The sequence below is a fragment of the Streptosporangium sp. NPDC049078 genome (assembly GCF_040648855.1).
Classification (GTDB): Bacteria; Actinomycetota; Actinomycetes; order Streptosporangiales; family Streptosporangiaceae; genus Streptosporangium.
The window spans coordinates 165492-182715 of record NZ_JBEZEL010000007.1; the positions used below are offsets into that span (position 1 = coordinate 165492).

At 70.1% G+C, this 17224-nt stretch carries 15 protein-coding genes and 1 riboswitch; of the genes, 3 read left to right on the top strand and 12 right to left on the bottom strand.

The features are described 5' to 3' along the window. Positions 1-29: 29 nt before the first annotated feature. The 7 genes from AB0B90_RS13690 to AB0B90_RS13720 all read right to left on the bottom strand — a co-directional run bounded on the left by AB0B90_RS13690 (position 30) and on the right by AB0B90_RS13720 (position 7678). Positions 30-602, bottom strand: a complete 573-nt coding sequence (locus AB0B90_RS13690) for a histidine phosphatase family protein (RefSeq protein WP_350948297.1) — start codon at positions 600-602, stop codon at positions 30-32. Further along, positions 599-1339, bottom strand: coding sequence for a CbtA family protein (locus AB0B90_RS13695; protein ID WP_350948296.1), 741 nt, complete (start codon positions 1337-1339; stop codon positions 599-601). Before AB0B90_RS13695 ends, AB0B90_RS13690 begins: the two co-directional genes overlap by 4 nt. A gap of 7 nt (positions 1340-1346) precedes the next feature. Beyond that, the gene (locus AB0B90_RS13700; RefSeq protein ID WP_350948295.1) at positions 1347-1541 is read right to left on the bottom strand and encodes a CbtB-domain containing protein; all 195 of its coding nucleotides are present in this window, start codon (positions 1539-1541) and stop codon (positions 1347-1349) included. A gap of 34 nt (positions 1542-1575) precedes the next feature. Then, positions 1576-1706, bottom strand: a riboswitch (cobalamin riboswitch). 119 nt (positions 1707-1825) lie between these two features. Continuing rightward, complete coding sequence (gene dop, locus AB0B90_RS13705) at positions 1826-3343, bottom strand: depupylase/deamidase Dop (RefSeq protein ID WP_350948294.1); 1518 nt, start codon at positions 3341-3343, stop codon at positions 1826-1828. 87 nt (positions 3344-3430) lie between these two features. After that, positions 3431-4588 carry an acyltransferase gene (locus tag AB0B90_RS13710; RefSeq protein WP_362897252.1) on the bottom strand — a complete coding sequence of 386 codons (1158 nt, stop codon included), beginning with the start codon at positions 4586-4588 and terminating at the stop codon, positions 3431-3433. A gap of 242 nt (positions 4589-4830) precedes the next feature. Beyond that, entirely contained in the window at positions 4831-6594 is a 1764-nt protein-coding gene (gene arc, locus AB0B90_RS13715; protein WP_350948292.1) for a proteasome ATPase, read from the bottom strand. 205 nt (positions 6595-6799) lie between these two features. Further along, entirely contained in the window at positions 6800-7678 is an 879-nt protein-coding gene (locus AB0B90_RS13720; protein WP_350948291.1) for a tRNA (adenine-N1)-methyltransferase, read from the bottom strand. A gap of 223 nt (positions 7679-7901) precedes the next feature. On the opposite strand from AB0B90_RS13720, the gene AB0B90_RS13725 reads away from it, so the two are divergent. Next, on the top strand, positions 7902-8993 hold the full coding sequence (locus AB0B90_RS13725) for a GNAT family N-acetyltransferase (protein ID WP_350948290.1): 1092 nt from the start codon (positions 7902-7904) through the stop codon (positions 8991-8993). A gap of 169 nt (positions 8994-9162) precedes the next feature. Here the strand turns inward: AB0B90_RS13725 and AB0B90_RS13730 are convergent, their stop codons facing one another. Both AB0B90_RS13730 and AB0B90_RS13735 read right to left on the bottom strand, forming a co-directional pair. After that, positions 9163-10386 carry an aminotransferase class III-fold pyridoxal phosphate-dependent enzyme gene (locus AB0B90_RS13730; RefSeq protein ID WP_350947654.1) on the bottom strand — a complete coding sequence of 408 codons (1224 nt, stop codon included), beginning with the start codon at positions 10384-10386 and terminating at the stop codon, positions 9163-9165. 104 nt (positions 10387-10490) lie between these two features. Beyond that, positions 10491-11414 carry a PfkB family carbohydrate kinase gene (locus AB0B90_RS13735; RefSeq protein WP_350947655.1) on the bottom strand — a complete coding sequence of 308 codons (924 nt, stop codon included), beginning with the start codon at positions 11412-11414 and terminating at the stop codon, positions 10491-10493. A gap of 82 nt (positions 11415-11496) precedes the next feature. On the opposite strand from AB0B90_RS13735, the gene AB0B90_RS13740 reads away from it, so the two are divergent. Further along, complete coding sequence (locus AB0B90_RS13740; protein WP_350947656.1) at positions 11497-12096, top strand: TetR/AcrR family transcriptional regulator; 600 nt, start codon at positions 11497-11499, stop codon at positions 12094-12096. Positions 12097-12256: 160 nt separating this feature from the next. On the opposite strand, the gene AB0B90_RS13745 is transcribed toward AB0B90_RS13740, so the two are convergent. Beyond that, complete coding sequence (locus AB0B90_RS13745; protein WP_362922673.1) at positions 12257-13045, bottom strand: serine/threonine-protein kinase; 789 nt, start codon at positions 13043-13045, stop codon at positions 12257-12259. A 120-nt stretch (positions 13046-13165) separates the two neighbouring features. On the opposite strand from AB0B90_RS13745, the gene AB0B90_RS13750 reads away from it, so the two are divergent. Next, positions 13166-15187: a cation:proton antiporter gene (locus AB0B90_RS13750; RefSeq protein WP_362922844.1), complete on the top strand. Its 2022-nt coding sequence runs from the start codon at positions 13166-13168 to the stop codon at positions 15185-15187. Positions 15188-15308: 121 nt separating this feature from the next. Here AB0B90_RS13750 and AB0B90_RS13755 read toward each other — a convergent pair whose 3' ends face one another. Continuing rightward, positions 15309-16781: an FHA domain-containing protein gene (locus AB0B90_RS13755; RefSeq protein ID WP_350947658.1), complete on the bottom strand. Its 1473-nt coding sequence runs from the start codon at positions 16779-16781 to the stop codon at positions 15309-15311. Then, the gene (locus AB0B90_RS13760; RefSeq protein ID WP_350947659.1) at positions 16778-17212 is read right to left on the bottom strand and encodes a hypothetical protein; all 435 of its coding nucleotides are present in this window, start codon (positions 17210-17212) and stop codon (positions 16778-16780) included. Before AB0B90_RS13760 ends, AB0B90_RS13755 begins: the two co-directional genes overlap by 4 nt. Positions 17213-17224: the final 12 nt, after the last annotated feature.

Genomic DNA, 17224 nt, shown 5'->3' on the forward strand with positions numbered 1-17224 from the left:
CGCATTCACGTGGTCGGGTGGTCGCGCCGTCAGGGGAGGTGGCTGAGCCGCCAGCGCCCGCCGCGCCCGGTGAGTGCCACCCGGGCCAGCGGCGCGACGTCGACGCGCCAGAAGGAGCGGGCGGGGGCGCCAAGGACGTGGACGACCGCGGCACGGATGACCGCCGGATGGGTGATCGCGACGGCCCTGCCGGGAGTACGGACGGCGAGCCAGCCGGAAACCCTGGCGAGGAGCGCGGTGATCGACTCCCCGCCGTGCGGCGCCGCGCCCGGATCGCCGAGCCAGGAGGCGAGCGCCTCGGGCTCCGCGGCCTCGACCTCGCCGAGCGTCATGCCACTCCAGCGGCCGTGGTCGCAGTCGGCGAGCAGCGGGTCGTGCTCCGCCCGCAGGCCGAGCGCCGCCGCCGTCTGGACGCAGCGCAGCTCGGCCGGGCAGGCCGCTGAACCGGGGTCTGCCCAGCCGAGGTGCCGCGCCATCCTCTCGGCCCGGCGCAGGCCGCGTTCGTCGAGTGGTTCGTCGACGGGGAACGCGGCCCGCGCCGTCGCCGAGGTGGAGGCGTGGCAGACCAGGAGCAGGCGGGTGACCCCCGAGGGGGTCGTCACACCGGGCCGCGCCTGCGGGCGGCGAAGGCGAAGAGCGCGCCGACACCGGCCCAGAAGACCGCCTGGGTTCCTATCGAGGCGATCCGGAAGTCCCACAGGAGATCGGCGGGGAAGCCCTGGGGCACCTCCGAGATCTCCGGCAGGAGGATCCAGGCCGCGACGACGGGGACCAGGAAGGCGGCGCCCGCCGACAGCCAGCGCACCCACGGTTCACTCCGCGAGGCGTAGCGGTGGGCGGCGGTGCCGGCGGCGACGGCGAGGATCCCGATGGCCACGGCGACCAGATAGAGCACGGTGCGCTGGTCGATCGTCTCCGGGTCACCGACCGCCGGTGGGTTGGCGGGATATTTCATGAAAGGGATGAGGACGACGGAGGTGAACGCGGCGGCGGCGAGCGTGACCGCGAGCACCGGTTCCGAGCGAGGTCCCGCCCGGCCGCGTACGGCCGCGTAGACGAGGGAGAACAGGCCCCCGATCGCCAGGCCGTACAGGCCGAGGGCGAGGAAGAGCCCGAAACGCTGCCCGTCCCTGCTGACGAGGGCCTCCTCCTCACCGTGGGAGTGGGCGGCGGTCCCGGTGTCGTCGTGTGGTTCGGCCGAGGAGGCGGCCGCGGCCGCCTCCTCGAGCGCGATGGCCTGGTCGATGCGTGGTTCGCCGACGGTGTAGGCGAAGACGGCCGCGAGCAGCCCTGCGAGCAGTCCGGCGACGAGGCCCCGGACGATGAGTTTGGAGATCACCTGCGGCTCAGTGGCACGGTACGCCGAGCAGGTGACGCCCGTCGTGCATGAGTTCGTGCAGGTAGTTTCCCGCCTGGGAGATCGCCCCCTGGTCGAAGGTGACCAGATAGGCGAGAAGCAGCAGCGCCGGTACGGCGAGCAGCCAGCGGGTGAGCGAGTGCCATGGGATGGGCTGGGTGTGCGGTGCCGAGATCTGGCTCACGGCCACCTCCTCCGGGATTGACGCGTCCCTTTTCGTAGGTCGGTGGCGGCCGAGTGTGACCTGGCTCCCGGCCCTCGCGGGCCGGATTACAGTGGCGCGACCGCACCGGAATTTCACCGGATTTCCCTCGCACCGCCACAAAGCACCCGGAACGTATCCCGATTCTCCGTCCCCCGTCAATCCAGGTGTCCGGTTTGACGGGATCCGGTAGGCGCGAAGAGGGGGAGGTGGCCCGGCCGGGCCGCCTCCCCCTCTCAGGCCCTTCTCAGGCCCCGCTCAGGACGTCACTGCTCGCCGGTGAGCGCCGTCACCAGCTCAGCGGCGGTACGGCAGCGGTCGAACAGCTCTCCCACGTGGGCCTTGGTGCCGCGCAGCGGCTCAAGGGTGGGGACGCGCTGCAGCGACTCACGGCCGGGGATGTCGAAGATGACCGAGTCCCAGGAGGCCGCGGCCACCGACTCGCTGTACTGGCTCAGGCAGCGGCCTCGGAAGTAGGCCCGGGTGTCGTTGGGCGGCACCTCGATGGCCCTCTGCACCTCCTCCTCGGTGACCAGGCGCTGCATGCGGCCCCGGGCGACCAGCCGGTTGTAGAGTCCTCGGTCGGGACGGATGTCGGAGTACTGGAGATCGACGAGCTGCAGACGCGGATGCGACCAGGGAAGGCCGTCACGGGTCCGGTATCCCTCCAGAAGCTCCAGCTTGGCCACCCAGTCGAGCTCGCCGGACAGCTGCATCGGATCCTCCGCCAGGCGGGTGAGGACCGACTCCCAGCGCTCCAGGATGTCCTTGGTGGGCTCGTCCAGGCCGTTGGCGCTGCGCTCCTCGGCATACTTGCGCGCGAGCTCCAGGTATTCCATCTGGAGCTGCACCGCCGTCAGCTTGCGGCCGTCGCGCATGGAGATCTCGTACTTGAGCGTGGGGTCGTGTGAGACCGCGCGCAGGGCCTGGACGGGGTTGTCCACGGCGAGGTCTCGGGTGAAGTAGCCGTCCTCGATCATCGCCAGGACGAGCGCGGTGGACCCCAGCTTCAGGTAGGTCGAGATCTCCGACATGTTGGCGTCACCGATGATGACGTGCAGGCGACGGTATTTCTCCGGGTCGGCGTGGGGTTCGTCCCGGGTGTTGATGATCGGCCGCTTGAGCGTCGTCTCCAGCCCCACCTCGACCTCGAAGAAGTCGGCCCGCTGGCTGATCTGGAAGCCCTCGCCCCGTGAGTCCTGACCGATGCCGACCTTGCCCGCGCCGGTGACGACCTGCCGGGAGACGAAGAACGGCGTCAGGTGCCTGACGATGTCGGCGAACGAGGTGGCCCGGCGCATGAGGTAGTTCTCATGGCAGCCGTAGGAGGCGCCCTTGTTGTCGGTGTTGTTCTTGTAGAGCTGGATCGGGGCGTTGGCCGGCATCGCCGAGGCGCGAACCGCCGCGTCGTGCATCACCCGTTCGCCCGCCTTGTCCCAGATCACCGCCGCCCGAGGATTGGTGCACTCGGGTGTGGAGTATTCGGGATGGGCGTGGTCCACGTACAACCGGGCCCCGTTGGTGAGAATCACGTTCGCCAGGCCGAGGTCCTCGTCGGTCAGCTGGCTCTGGTCCGCCACCTCCCGCGCGAGGTCGAACCCCCGTGCGTCCCGCAACGGGTTCTCCTCCTCGAAGTCCCATCGCGCGCGCCGTGCCCTGGCGGCCGAGGCCGCCAGATAGGCGTTCACGACCTGAGAGGAGGTCACCATCGCGTTGGCCCCCGGCTGTCCGGGCACGGAGATGCCGTATTCGGTCTCGATGCCCATCACCCGCCGTACCGTCATGCGCACCCTCTGTTCGTCAGGGACTGTTTCTCTCCGTGGTATCTATTCCCGACCCTAGACCCTTCACTATGCCCGGTGGTCGGACAGTTATGGCACCGAAGCCTTTTCGCCCGTTGCGAGGGGGATCGAGGAGAGCGCGGGGAGCTGTGACGGAGACGGGGATGCGGCCCTTCTCCGCCGCACGGATTTGACGAACTCCTGAAGCGGACGCTCGGCCACCCGGTACACCAGATAGGAGAACGCCGTCGCGGCCAGCACCGTGACCAGGGCGGTCAGCGGGGGCGGCAGCACGTCCCGCAGCGCGGGGACGATCAGGACCGCGGCCGGGGTGTGGAACAGGTAGAGCGGGTAGGTGAGCGCGCCCAGGACGACCAGGCCGCGCCAGCGCAGCCATCCCAGCCATCCCAGCGCCACCATGGCCATGAGCACGTAGAAACCGACCACGGTGGCGACCACGGCCCACTCGGGCACGGGCATCGCGGCGTAGCCGACCTTCTCGACGCGCCCGGCCACCCGGTCGATCGCCGCGCTCACGGCCAGGCCGCCGCTGATCCCGGCCAGGCACCACAGGACGAGCCTGGGACCGAACCTCGTCATCAGGAAGAACGCCATGCCGCCGACGAAGTACGCCGCGTACTTGGGCATGACCACGAGCTCGACCCACGCCTCGTCGCTCCCGGCGAAGAACCCGGCCGCCAGCAGCCAGACGCCCATGAAGACCAGGCAGCGGTTGAGCGTCACCCCGAAGATCACCAGGATCGAGATCAGTACGTAGAAGCGGAGTTCCACCCAGAGCGACCAGTAGACGCCGTTGGCGTCGTAGACGCCGAGGGCCCGCTGGAGCATCGTGAGGTTGATCCCGTACTCGCCGAGGCTGAGCTTGGGGTCCAGGGCCGTGGCGGCGGTCAACCCGTACACCGCGGCGGTGACGGCCACGCTGACCCAGTAGGCGGGGTAGAGCCGCACCAGCCGGGAAAGGGCGAACGCCCCCAGGCTCCGCCCCCAGATGCTCATCAGGATCACGAACCCGCTGATCATGAAGAACAGCTCGACGCCGAGGATGCCGAGCCCGGAGACGGTGGAGATCGCCGGGAACAGTTCGGCAGGGCGGTCGCCCCACACCGAGGCGAAGGCGATGAAGTAGTGGAAGGCGAGCACCGCGATGGCGGCGAGGAAGCGCAGGAGATCGAGTTCGGCGAGGCGGCCACTTCCCCGAAGCGCCTCGCGAGACCCCGTGCCGTTCACCGGGCGGCCGGACCGGAATGTTCACGCACGCCACTTGGACGGCGTCTCGATCATTCGGGTTCCCCGTGACGGCTGTCTATTTCCGGCCATTTCTGGGGCGGCTGTGAAAGGAGAGCCGACCCCCCGAGGACAAAAAGGTTTAAACACGACAAAAGCCACAGGCTGTCGAGTGTGTCGCGGCAGACATGGCGACGCCGACGGCGCGGCCCCGCGAGGGGAACCGCGCCGCCGGTCACACGTGGTTACAGGTACTGACCGGTGTTGGCCACCGTGTCGATGGAGCGTCCGGCCTCCGTGCCCTGCTTGCCCGTCACGAGGGTGCGGATGTAGACGATCCGCTCGCCCTTCTTGCCGGAGATGCGGGCCCAGTCGTCGGGGTTGGTGGTGTTGGGCAGGTCCTCGTTCTCGGAGAACTCGTCCACGCAGGCCGCCAGCAGATGCTGGATCCGCAGGCCCTTCTGTCCGGTCTCCAGGAACTGCTTGATCGCCATCTTCTTGCCCCGGTCGACGATGTTCTGGATCATCGCGCCGGAGTTGAAGTCCTTGAAGTACAGGACCTCCTTGTCGCCGTTGGCGTAGGTCACCTCGAGGAAGCGGTTCTCCTCGCTCTCGGTGTACATCCGCTCGACGACCCGCTGGATCATGCCGGAGATCGTCTCCTGGCGGTTGGAGCCGTGTTCGGAGAGATCCTCGGTGTGGAGCGGGAGCTCCGGGATGAGGTACTTGGAGAAGATGTCCTTGGCCGCCTCGGCGTCCGGCCGCTCGATCTTGATCTTGACGTCCAGGCGGCCCGGCCGCAGGATCGCCGGGTCGATCATGTCCTCGCGGTTGGAGGCGCCGATCACGATGACGTTCTCCAGACCCTCGACACCGTCGATCTCCGACAGGAGCTGGGGAACGATGGTGTTCTCGACGTCGGAGGAGACGCCCGAGCCTCGGGTCCGGAAGATCGAGTCCATCTCGTCGAAGAACACGATCACCGGGGTCCCCTCGGAGGCCTTCTCGCGAGCCCGCTGGAAGACCAGGCGGATGTGCCGCTCGGTCTCGCCGACGTACTTGTTGAGAAGCTCGGGACCCTTGATGTTGAGGAAGAAGCTCTTGCCGGACTGGCCGGTCTTCTCCGCGACCTGCTTGGCCAGGGAGTTGGCGACGGCCTTCGCGATGAGGGTCTTACCGCAGCCGGGCGGCCCGTAGAGCAGGACACCCTTGGGCGGGCGGAGCTTGTGCTCGCGGAAGAGGTCGGCGTGCAGGTACGGGAGCTCGATGGCGTCCCGGATCTGCTCGATCTGCCGCATGAGCCCGCCGATCTCCTCGTAGGAGATGTCGGGCACCTCCTCCAGGACGAGCTCCTCGACCTCGGACTTGGGGATGCGCTCGTAGACGTAGCCCGAGCGTGGTTCGAGCAGCAGGGAGTCACCCGCCCGGATCGGCTGGTCCAGCAGCGACTCGGCGAGCTTCACCACCCGCTCCTCGTCGGCGTGTGAGATCACCAGCGCACGCCGGCCGTCCTCAAGGAGCTCCTTGAGCATCACGATCTCACCGAGGTCCTCGAAACCGAGGGCCTCGACGACGTTGAGCGCCTCGTTGAGCATGACCTCCTGGCCACGCTTCAGCGACTCGACCTCCACCGCGGGGCTCACGTTCACCCTGAGTTTGCGGCCACCGGTGAAGACCTCCACCGTGCCGTCTTCTCTGGCTTCGAGGAACACACCGAACCCGGATGGCGGTTGCGCCAGCCGGTCTACCTCCTCCTTCAGGGCGACAATCTGGTCTCTGGCCTCCTTGAGGGTGGCCACCAGACGCTCGTTCTGGCCGGTTACGGCCGCGAGGTTCGCCTGCACGTCATGGAGACGCTCTTCGAGAATCCTGGCCTGCCGGGGAGACTCCGTCAGCTTCCGACGCAACGCGGTGATCTCCTCCTGCAGGAAGGAGACCTGTGTTGTGAGGTCGGCGACCTCCCGTTCGCGCTGCGCGGCACGAGCTTCAGCGTCGTCGCGAGCTGCCACGGCGTCACCTCCTTCCCAGTCGAGACCGACTACTCAAAACCCTACCCATCTAAGGGCTGTCCCTTACCTGGCTGAGCGGTGTTCATGTGACTACATTAAGTGCGCGGTAATTAATCCCTTTTGGGGGTTTTAGTCCTAGAAGTATAAGAACACGAAGGTCTGCTCCCGTGTCACGCTCAGACGGACCGTCGTGGCCGAATCGTCATCATGTGGCGGAAGACGTGGAAGTCGCGGACTCCTCGCCATGTGCCCCCTTCGCCGGACGTCTACGTCGAGGTGGTGGCGTCACCCCGTCGGCCATGCGACGGGCCGTGACCAGAAACCCGGTGTGGCCGACCATCCTGTGGTCGGGCCGCACTGCCAGTCCCTCGACATGCCAGTCACGAACCAGGGTCTCCCACGCATGGGGCTCGGTGAAACTCCCGTGCTCCCGCAGAGTTTCGACCGTACGTGAGAGCTGGGTCGTGGTCGCGACATAACAGCAGATCACGCCGCCGGGCGTGAGTGCCCGGGCCGCGGCGTCCACACATTCCCACGGGGCGAGCATGTCCAGGATGATCCGGTCGACGTCGCTCTCGTCCAGAGCCTCGACGAAGTCGCCGACCACCAGGCGCCACTGCTTCATCGGACCGCCGTAGAACTTCTCCACGTTCTTGGTGGCGACCTCGGCGAAGTCCTGACGCCGCTCGTAGGAGGTGAGGGTGCCCTCGGAGCCGATGGCGCGCAGCAGGAAACAGGTGAGCGCGCCGGAACCGACACCCGCCTCCACCACCCGGGCACCGGGGAAGATGTCGGCCATGGCCACGATCTGGGCCGAGTCCTTGGGATAGATCACCGCCGCGCCTCGCGGCATGGACAGCGTGTAGTCCTGAAGGAGGTGCCTGAAGGCCAGATACTGGGTGCCGCCGGACGAACGCACCACCGAGCCCTCAGGCCGGCCGATCAGCTCACTGTGCGGGATCCCGCCCTTGTGCGTGTGGAACACGCCGTCTTCCTTCAACGTCACCGTGTGACGCTTGTTCTTGGGGTCGGTGAGCTGAACCTGATCCCCGGCCTGAAACGGCCCATGCCTGCGAAAACCCATGACCGCAAGGTTATCGGCGCGCGGCGGTGTCCTCGGCCGTCCGAGGGCGGCCCGGAACACGGCCCCCGGGCAGGACGGGCGCGAACCTCGGGGCGCCGGGAGGGCGAGACGGGAGAGATCGCAGAAGGGAGCGGGCAGGGCGGAGGGGGCGTAGGTCGTCCGCAAATTGATTCGCCGTCATAAGAGGGCACCTGGTAGCTGTTATGGGGTGTTTTCCCATGATGTGATTCCGGCCGGCCCCGTTGTCCTGAGGCCGCTCGCCCCGGCCGACGCCGAGGCGATCACCCGGGCCTGCGCCGACCCGGAGATCGTCCGCTTCCTCCCTCTCGTTCCCGTGCCGTACACCCGGGACGACGCCCTTGAGTACATGGAGCGGTGCCACCAGGAGTGGCAGACAGGAGGTGCCCCGTTCGCGATCGCGGACGCGACGACGGACGAGTGGCTGGGCAACATCGGCCTCATGGCCCGTCCTCGCGGGGGCATCGAGATCGGCTACCTGGTCGCCCCCTGGGCGCGGGGCCGCGGGGTGGCCACGGCCGCCACCGCCGCGCTGACCGCGTGGGGGTTCCGCCACGGGGTCGAGCGCGTCGAACTGCTCGCCAACGTGGAGAATCTGGCCAGCCAGCGGGTCGCCCTCGCCGCGGGGTTCCACCACGAGGGCGTGCGGCGCGGGGCCGAGGAACAGCGTGACGGCACCCGGCACGACCTGGTGGGCTTCGCGCGCCTGCGCGGCGACTCCGGCGAGCGCGTGCCGTCCCTGCTGCCGGAGTTCCCCGGCGGATCGCTCACCGACGGGGTCGTACGGCTCAGGCGGCTCACCCTCTCCGACACCGCCGACTACCTGGCGCTGCGGAACCTTCCCGACGTCATGAGGTACAGCGTCCCTTCCGAACCCTCCACATTCGAGAAGGTCGAGGAGCGCTGCCGTACCGCGGGCGCGAACTGGCTGGCGGGCAGGGGCGCCGAGGTCGCGATCCTGGACGCCGCGACGGGCGCGTTCGCCGGGGACATCCAGCTCACCGGGGTGATCCCCCCGCTGGGGCAGGCGATGACGGGCTACAGCCTGCGACCGGAGTTCCGTGGCAGGGGCTTCGCCACCAGGGCGGTGAACCTGCTGGTCGGCTGGGTCTTCGAGCACACCCCCCTGGCCAGGATCATCGCGGGCACCTCTCCCGGCAACGTCGCCTCGCACCGCGTGCTGGAACGCGCGGGCTTCACCCGCGAGGCGCTGCTGCGTGGGATGCTGCCCGGCCCGGACGGCACACGCCTGGACGACCTGCAGTGGTCTCGCCTGCGAGACGACGTCCGGCGCTAGCCTGGACGACGCCCGAGCGCCGGCCCCGATCGACCCGCGGTGATCGTCCGCCGCGGGTCGATCGGGGCCGGATCGTCACGCCCGCGACTCCAGGCACCGGCCGTGCACCGCCCCGGAGGTCGCGGGCGATCCCAAACATCCGGCCCATCAGGAAGGCCCCGGCCGGGGCTCAGTCGGCGCCGAAGCGTGCCCTGAGCTTGGCGTAGGCGGCGTCGGTGCCCTGGAGTGCCCGATCGATGTCGGCGTCGGTGTGGGCCGCGGACAGGAACCAGTTGTGCCACGGGTGGAGGTAGACCCCCTCCTCCAGGCAGGCCGCGGCCCAGAACATGCCCTTGTCCAGCGTCGCGTCGCCCTCGAAGGAGAGCCACGGGATCTGCACCGGCCCCGTCTGGTTGACCGTGAAGCCGTGCGAGGCCGCCTGGGCGGCCAGGCCCTCACGCAGGCGGGTGCCCGCGCGCTCCATCAGGGCGATGCCGTCGATGGCGCGCAACGTCTCGATCGTGGCCTTGGCCGCGGCCATCGGGGCGGCGTTGAACCAGAAGGAGCCGGTGGAGTAGAGCGTCTGGGCGGGCCCGCGCAGGGAATCCACACCGGTGACCGCGGCGATCGGGTGGCCGTTGGCCATGGCCTTGCTGAAGGCGTACAGATCGGGGCGCACGCCCAGGGGTTCCCAGGAACCGCCCAGGTCGATCCGCCAGCCCCCGCGCACGTCGTCGATCACCAGAGCGGCCCCGATCCGGTCGGCCAGGGCCCGCACCCCCCGGGCGAACTCCGCGGCGACGAGTTCCTGGTCCTCGAACGAGTCGTGCTTGAACGGCGTCACGATGATCGCGGCGACGTCGCCCTCCGCCTGGGCCGCGGCGGCCTCGACACCGGCGAGGTCGTTGTAGGTGAACTCGACCAGGTCGGCACGCTCGTTGGGGGTGGTCCCCGCCGGGCTGGGCGTGCACCACGGGTCGGCCCCGTGATAGGCGCCGTGCGCCATGAGGACCTTGGTCCTGCCGGTGGCGGCGCGGGCGACCATCAGTGCCTGGGTGGTGGCGTCGGTGCCGTTCTTGGAGAACATCACCCAGTCGGCCTGCGGGACGGTCTCCACCAGCAGCTCGGCGAGCTCCACGTAGACGGGACCGGGACCGTTGAGGCAGTCGCCCGCGGCGAGCTGTGCGGCGACGGCGCCCTCGACGGCGGGATGACGGTGACCGAGCACGACGGGTCCCCACGAGCACATGAGATCGACGTACTCACGTCCGTCGGCGTCACGTTGGCGGCATCCTTCTCCCCCGACGAAGAACTGCGGATAGGCGGGACCGTGCAGGGCCGCGTTGAGATGGCCGTACATGCCGCCGGGGACGACCTTGGCGGCCCGCTCCCTGAGTTTGGCGTCGATGGACATGCGCCGTCCTTTCGTCTCTGGTCATGTCTGGATGGGTTCGGCGGCTCCGCGGCCGAACCCCGCCGTCCGTACGGCCGCGGGGCCGGGGTGCGTGAACGGCGGGGTCACTTCTCGTCCCGTAGCTCCCTCGCACCGTCCAGACCCGCGTCCGAGCCCAGGCCCCCGGCGACCCGGGCGGCCAGCGCGGTGCCGAGCCTCGCGGCACCGGCCACGTCACGGCCGTCGACCAGACCCGCGACGAACCCGGCGCAGTAGGCGTCGCCGCAGCCGGTGGTGTCGACCACGGGGACGTCGAGGGCGGGAACGCGGGTGACGCCCTTCGCGTCGGCGATCAGGCTCCCGTCCGCGCCGAGCGTGACCAGGACGGCCGAGGCCCCCTGCGCCAGCAGTGCGTTCGCGGCCTCCTCCACATCCCCCGCCTCACCGGCGCCGCTCATCAGCAGTGCCTGCTCCTCGTTGGGCAGGAGGTAGTCGACATGAGGAAGGAAGACGCGAACCCCCTGCATGAGATCCGGCATGTTGGACAGCAGGTCCATGGTGACGATCGTGCCCGCCGCTCGCGCCTCGTCCAGCAGCGCGAAGAACGCGGGGTCGTACAGGCCCCAGGTGACGTCCATGCCGCCCAGGTGCACGACCCGCGCGCCGAGGACGGTCTCACGGGCGACGTCCGCGGTGGACAGCCCCAGGTTCGCGCCGGGAACGTGGAAGGACGGGCGCCCGCCGTCGGGGCGGATCGGCAGGATCGAGGCGGCGGTCTGCTCCCCCTGCCTGCGGACGATCCCGGTCACGTCGACCCCACGCCGCCCCATCATCATGACGAGCAGGTCGCCGAGCTCGTCGTCCCCGATCGCCCCCACCGAGGCCACCGGGACGCCGAGCGCGGCCAGGTCGACGGCGGTCGCGGCGGCGGCGCCCGCGGCGGTGACACGGATCTGCTCCAGCAGGTGGGTGTCCTGGCCGGCGGGGATCGACTCCACCGGTCTGGCGAGCACGTCCACGATGTGCGCACCGAGGGTGACGACGGTCATATCGAGTCCTCCTCATGTCTTCAGCGGATAATAGACGGGCGACCGACTAAAATGTCAACGAATCCGTTCAGGGAGGAGCGAGGTGCCGAAGATCGTCAATCACGGCGAGCGCCGCGAGGAGGTCGTGGAGGCCGCGCGCCGCGTCATCCTGCGCGAGGGCATCGAGGCCGCCACGACCCGGGCCATCGCCAGGGAGGCCGGTTACTCCAACGGCGTGCTCACCCACTACTTCACCGACAAGGACGACATCATGCTGTCGGCGCTGCGCTCCTCGCACCGGCGCATCGTGGAACGCCTGCGCGGCAAGCTGACCGGTCTCACCGGCCTGGCCGCGCTACGCGAACTCCTCCTCGACAATCTCCCGCTGGACGACGAGCGCGCCCGCGAGAGCGGGCTGGAGATCGGCTTCTGGAGCCGCAGCCTGACCAGCCCGGCGATGCTGGAGACGCAGCGCGCCGAGGCCGAGGAACTGCGCTACCTGGTACGCAGCCTGCTCGGCGCGGCGGCCGCCGACGGAGAGATCACCGCCGCCGACGACCTCGACGACGTCACCGAGCGGCTGCTCGCCCTCGTCGACGGACTGAGCGCGCACCACCTGCTCTATCCCGACAGGCTCGACACCGCGCGCCTGGAACGGATGCTCGACGCCGAGCTCGACCGCCTGCGTCCCACCGGCGGGTAGGCCCGCACGGCCTCACGGTCCTGCCCGATCCTCGGACGAGGCACCCCGCGCTCGCCGGAGGACGCGCCGGGCGGCCGGACAGCCACCGGCCCGGAACCCTCAGGGCCGGCACCCGCGGAGCGTCCCGGACCGGCGGGGACCTCCCAAGGCCGCGGGACTCTCAGGCCAGCAGGGCGTAGAGCCGGTCGGCCACTCCCCTGGCGGTGGGCCGCTTGGCCGCGTCGCCGAGGCACGCCTGGACCAGGTCCGACAGCTCCGGTTCCAGGCTCGGGTGGATCGACGGCGTCGCGCTGTACACCTTGCGCAGAGTGAGCAGCGGGTCGTGGGTGGGCAGCTCCCCGTAAAGACCGTTGCCGCTCACCGCCCAGTGCAGTGTCGCGCCCAACGACCACACATCGCCCCCGGGGGTGGGGGTCTCCCCCTGCAGCAGCGTGGGGTCGGTGAACTCCACCGAGCCGATGTCCCCCATCCCGGTCACCGTCGCACCAGGCATCAGCACCTGCGACAGGCCGAGGTCGGAGAGCTTGCCACCGTCCTCGGTGAGCAGCACGTTGCCGGGACGGATGTCGCGGTGAACGATGCCCTCCTCGTGCAGCGCCTGCGCCGCGTGGGACACGCAGGCGACCGCGCGCAGCACCCGCTCACGCGAGGGACGCTCCGCGGGACGCGCCAGCGAGCCACCCGGCAGGTATTCCATCGAGTAGTAGAACACCCCGCCCTGCTGGCCGGCGTCGTAGAGCCGCACAAGGTACGGGGAGCGCACCGCGGCGAACGCCTTCAACTCCCTCGTGGCACGGCGGAACGCGTCGCTCCCGGTGCCGCCCACCACCTTCACCGCGACCAGGTCAGCCTCGACGGGCAACCGTTCCGGCCTCTTCGCCAAGTAGAACTCGCCGTGGTTGCCCGCCCCCAGTGACCTGACGAACTCGTAATCGGCGATGCCTTCCACCAACGGTCTCCCTCCGTACCCACGTGACGTTCGCGGCGACATCCCCCACACGGTAACGTCGCCCTCGACATTCTCGGGGCTTTTCTTTGCATACGGAAAGCGTGCTCGCAAGTGCTGCACATGGATCTGCTCCTGCTCGATCTCGTCATCGTCCTCGCGGCGGCCCGGCTGTTCGGAGCACTCGCCAGAAAGCTCGGCCAGCCCCCGGTCATCGGCGAGATCGTGGCGGGCATCCTGCTGGGCCCCACGCTGCTGGGCCCCCTCATCGGTGACCAGCTGTTCGGGCCGGAGATGCGGCCCCCGCTGCAGGCGCTGGCCAACGTCGGCCTCGTGCTGTTCATGTTCGTCGTCGGCCTGGAGCTGGACCAGAAGCTGGTCAGGGGCAAGGGCCGGATCGCGGTGACGGTGGCGCTCGGCTCGACCGTGGTGCCCTTCGTCCTGGGGTGCGTGCTCGCGCTCAGCATCGCGGGCGAGCACGTGGGCCGCGACAGGACGCTGCCGTTCGTGCTGTTCATGGGGGCGGCGATGTCCGCCACCGCGTTCCCCGTGCTGGCCAGGATCCTCACCGACCGGGGAATGCAGCGCATCACGCTCGGCGGCCTCGCCCTCGCCTCCGCGGCCGTCATCGACGTGCTCGCCTGGACCGCTCTGGCGGTGGTCGTGGGCATCGCCGGGGCGGGAGAGGCCGAAGGGCAGTGGAAGGTCCTGCTCGCCCTGCCGTACGCACTGGTGATGTTCCTGGTGGTCAAGCCCCTGCTGGCCCGCCTGGTGCCCGCGTACGAGAAGGCCGGGCGGCTCACGCCCGGACTGCTCTCGCTGGTGCTCATCGGCCTGATCGGGTCGGCCTGGGCCACCGAGTGGATGCACGTCCACTTCATCTTCGGGGCGTTCGTGTTCGGCGCGGTGATGCCCCGCGAGGGAGCCGAGCGGCTCAACCACGAGATCCTGGAACGGCTGGAGCAGCTCGCCGTGCTGCTGCTGTTGCCGATGTTCTTCGTGGTGGCGGGGCTCAACGTCAACCTGCGCGAGCTCGACCTGTCCAGTCTCGGCACGCTCGCCGCGATCCTGGCCGTCGCGATCGGCGGCAAGCTGCTCGGCTCCTACGCCGCGGCCCGGACGCAGCGACTGCCCGGACGGCAGTCCTGGACGCTCGCGGCCCTGCTCAACACGCGAGGACTCACCGAGATCGTCATCCTCACCGTCGGCCTGCAGAAGGGCGTGCTCGACGACGAGCTGTACTCGCTGATGGTGGTCATGGCCCTCGTCACGACCGCGATGACCGGTCCGCTGGTGCGCAGGCTCTACCCCGACAGGCGGGTGGCCCGCGACATCGCCGACGCCGAGCGCGCCGCCCTGGGAGTGACCGCCGCCCACCGGGTGCTGGTGGTCGTACCCGATCCCCCCGCCGAGCAGGCCCCGCTCGTCGGCCTGGCCACCGCCCTGGCACTCTCTGTGTCACCGTCGTCCCCGTCGACCCCATCCGAGGTGGTCCTGGGCCACCTGCGTCCCTACCCCTCGGGACGCCTGGAGGTCGGCAGCGGCCTCTCCTCGGAGCTGGCCGAGCTGGCCGAGACCCTTCACGAGCTGGAGACACTGGCCACCACGGCCCGCGAGCGCGGCTCGGACAGCAGGGTGGTGAGCCGGTTCAGCGCGGACGTGGCGGGCGAGCTGCCGGGGCTGGTCTCCGGCGCCCATCCTGACCTGCTGGTGCTGCCCGCCGACATCCCCGGCTACGCCGATGTGCGCGACGGCGCCACCTGCCGCGTGGTGACCGTGGCCATGCCCGTGCCGCCGTTCATGTTCGAGCAGGCCGTGCCTGGCTCCGAGCCGGTGGCGGTGGCGGTGCACCACGGCTCGGGCGGCGACGCCGCCGCCCACGTGGCGCTCGGCCTCGCGACACTGCGGGGGCGTCCCCTCGTCGTCACCGGAGGGAACCGGGCCTCGGCGCTGGCCCAGCGACTGGCCAAGCTCGGGGTGGAGGCCACCTCGGGCCCGGTCCCCGAGGGCGCGCTGGTCCTCGCCGCAGACACGGCGAACGTCCCCCAAGACGTTCATCTACTGGTTCGCGCCGAGCAGGACCCCGACCCTGTCGACTGGGCCGAGGCCGTCTCCGCCCTGCGCGCCCCGATCCCGCAGCCCTGACGCCTGCCCGGCGATCCTGCCCCCGGGCTCGGAGCGCCTTCCGCTCCTGACCACATCCCCCTGAACGCGCATCGGCGGCACGGCCCACGGCCGTGCCGCCGAAGAAGGCGAGGGGTGCTCCTCAGCGGTTGCGGTGCGACTCGTAGCGCATGGTGCGTGAGACGCCGATCCGCACGGTGGTGCCGGGCAGGATCGCGACCGGCTCGTTCGGCGGGATGTCGTAGAAGTTGGGGTCACCGGGCGGCTGGATCTGGGTGCCGTTGACCGACCCCAGATCGACCAGGTTGACGTCCCAGCCGTCCAGCGCCACCCGCAGGTGACGGCGGGAGACCGAGCCGTCGGGGCTGGTGACCTTGGCCGCGCGCACCGAGCCGTCCGCCACCTCGGGAGCCCGCTCGGGGTCACGGCCCACCAGATAGTCGGTGTCGAGCCGCAGCGTCAGGCCGTCGTCCAGGAGCAGCACCCCCAGCGGCGGGCGCGGCCCCTTGTAGGGGACGAGGGTGCGCTGGACCAGCGCGATGCCACAGACCGCGCAGTAGGGGACGCGAGGGTCGTTGAAATGGTCGTTCTTGCAGTCGACCCCGTAGACCAGCGGCCGCGCCTCGGGCTCGGCCGCCGGGCCGGGCGCGGGAGCGGCGGAGGGTTCGCCTCCCGGCTGCTGCGCTCCCCCGGGTGTCAGCAACTCGTACTCGAACGGCTGGTCGCGCACGTCGATGGGATCGCCGCCGATCCCGCTCGCCATGGCGGTGTCGATGTCCTCGTGGTGGACGACCGCGGGAGCGGGCCCGGTGGAGGGACCGCCGGACTGCACACCCGGGTGACCGGGAGAGGAGAGCGGGCCCTGCGGCATCGGCTCGGAGTGCCACCCCTGCGGCTGCGGCTCGCGCCGCGGCTCCGCGGGCGGGGCGACCGGCGGGTAGGGATCGGCCGGGCCCATGGGGTAGGGCGGAGGCTCCGGGGACGCCGACCACGCGGGAGGTGCCGACCGCTCGGGCGGCGCGGACATCGGGACGGATTCGGGGACCGCGGGCTCCATCCGGGGGGCGGCGTGCTGTGCCTGCTGGGCGTGCTGCCCCTGGGGGGCGGCGGACTCCGCCCGTGGCACGGCACGCGGGGCGGCGCCCGGTTCGGTCGGGTCGCACGAGACCCCACCCGCGACGATCACCCCGGCGTCCAGCCGGGAGAGCGGGTGCGCGGCCTCCGCATCGGGCAGGCGCAGCTCCACCCGGGTCACCGGGCCGGGAACCAGCCGGTCGGACCAGGTGAGCGCGTCGCGCCCCGCGAGCTGGATCTCACCGTTCGCGCCGGTCACCGACGCGAACGCGGGGCCGCTGACCAGGACGGCCACTCCCCCGCCGACGGGGCCGGCGACGGCGCACGCCACCGGCTCACCCATCATGGCGGCGAGGATCTGGGCGACGCGGCGGGCCAGCGCCCTGCCGTCGCCGCCGGAGGCCGCGGTCTCCCGCAGCGCTCCCAGCAGATCCTCAACGACGGCCTCGGCCGCGTCGCACACCAGCAGCAGGCCACCCTCGTGGGCCACCAGCCCGTTGCCCGGAAGCGGACGCACCACTCCGAAGCCCTGGTCGGTCACAGAACTCTCCCTCCCCGGAAACGCCATCGGATGAACGGCACCCTCATGGGACCGTTCGTCACCAACCAGATGCATACCCAGACGACGGTGAAATGCGTCCAGAAGGCGGCCGGTGGGACCGGATCGATGAAATCAACCGCACCGGACCGTAGCAAAAAGTACAGCACAAGACCTTCGGGGACGAGCGTCAGCAGGCCGAAGAGAGTCGGCCAGTCCTTCTCCCATCTGAACTGCATCAGGAAGTGGTATATCAGCTCCCAGACGACCCCCAGCACGGCCACCGCCGCGATGACCAGGAGGCCGTTGACGTAGCGGCCGGAGAGCGGCCCGGAACCGGGGAGCAGCGGAACGATCAGCAGGGTGATGACCACGCCGACGGTGGCGAGCATGAGCAGGCGCGTCTGAATACGGCCCAGCAGGGTCGGAACCACGAGAACTACTCC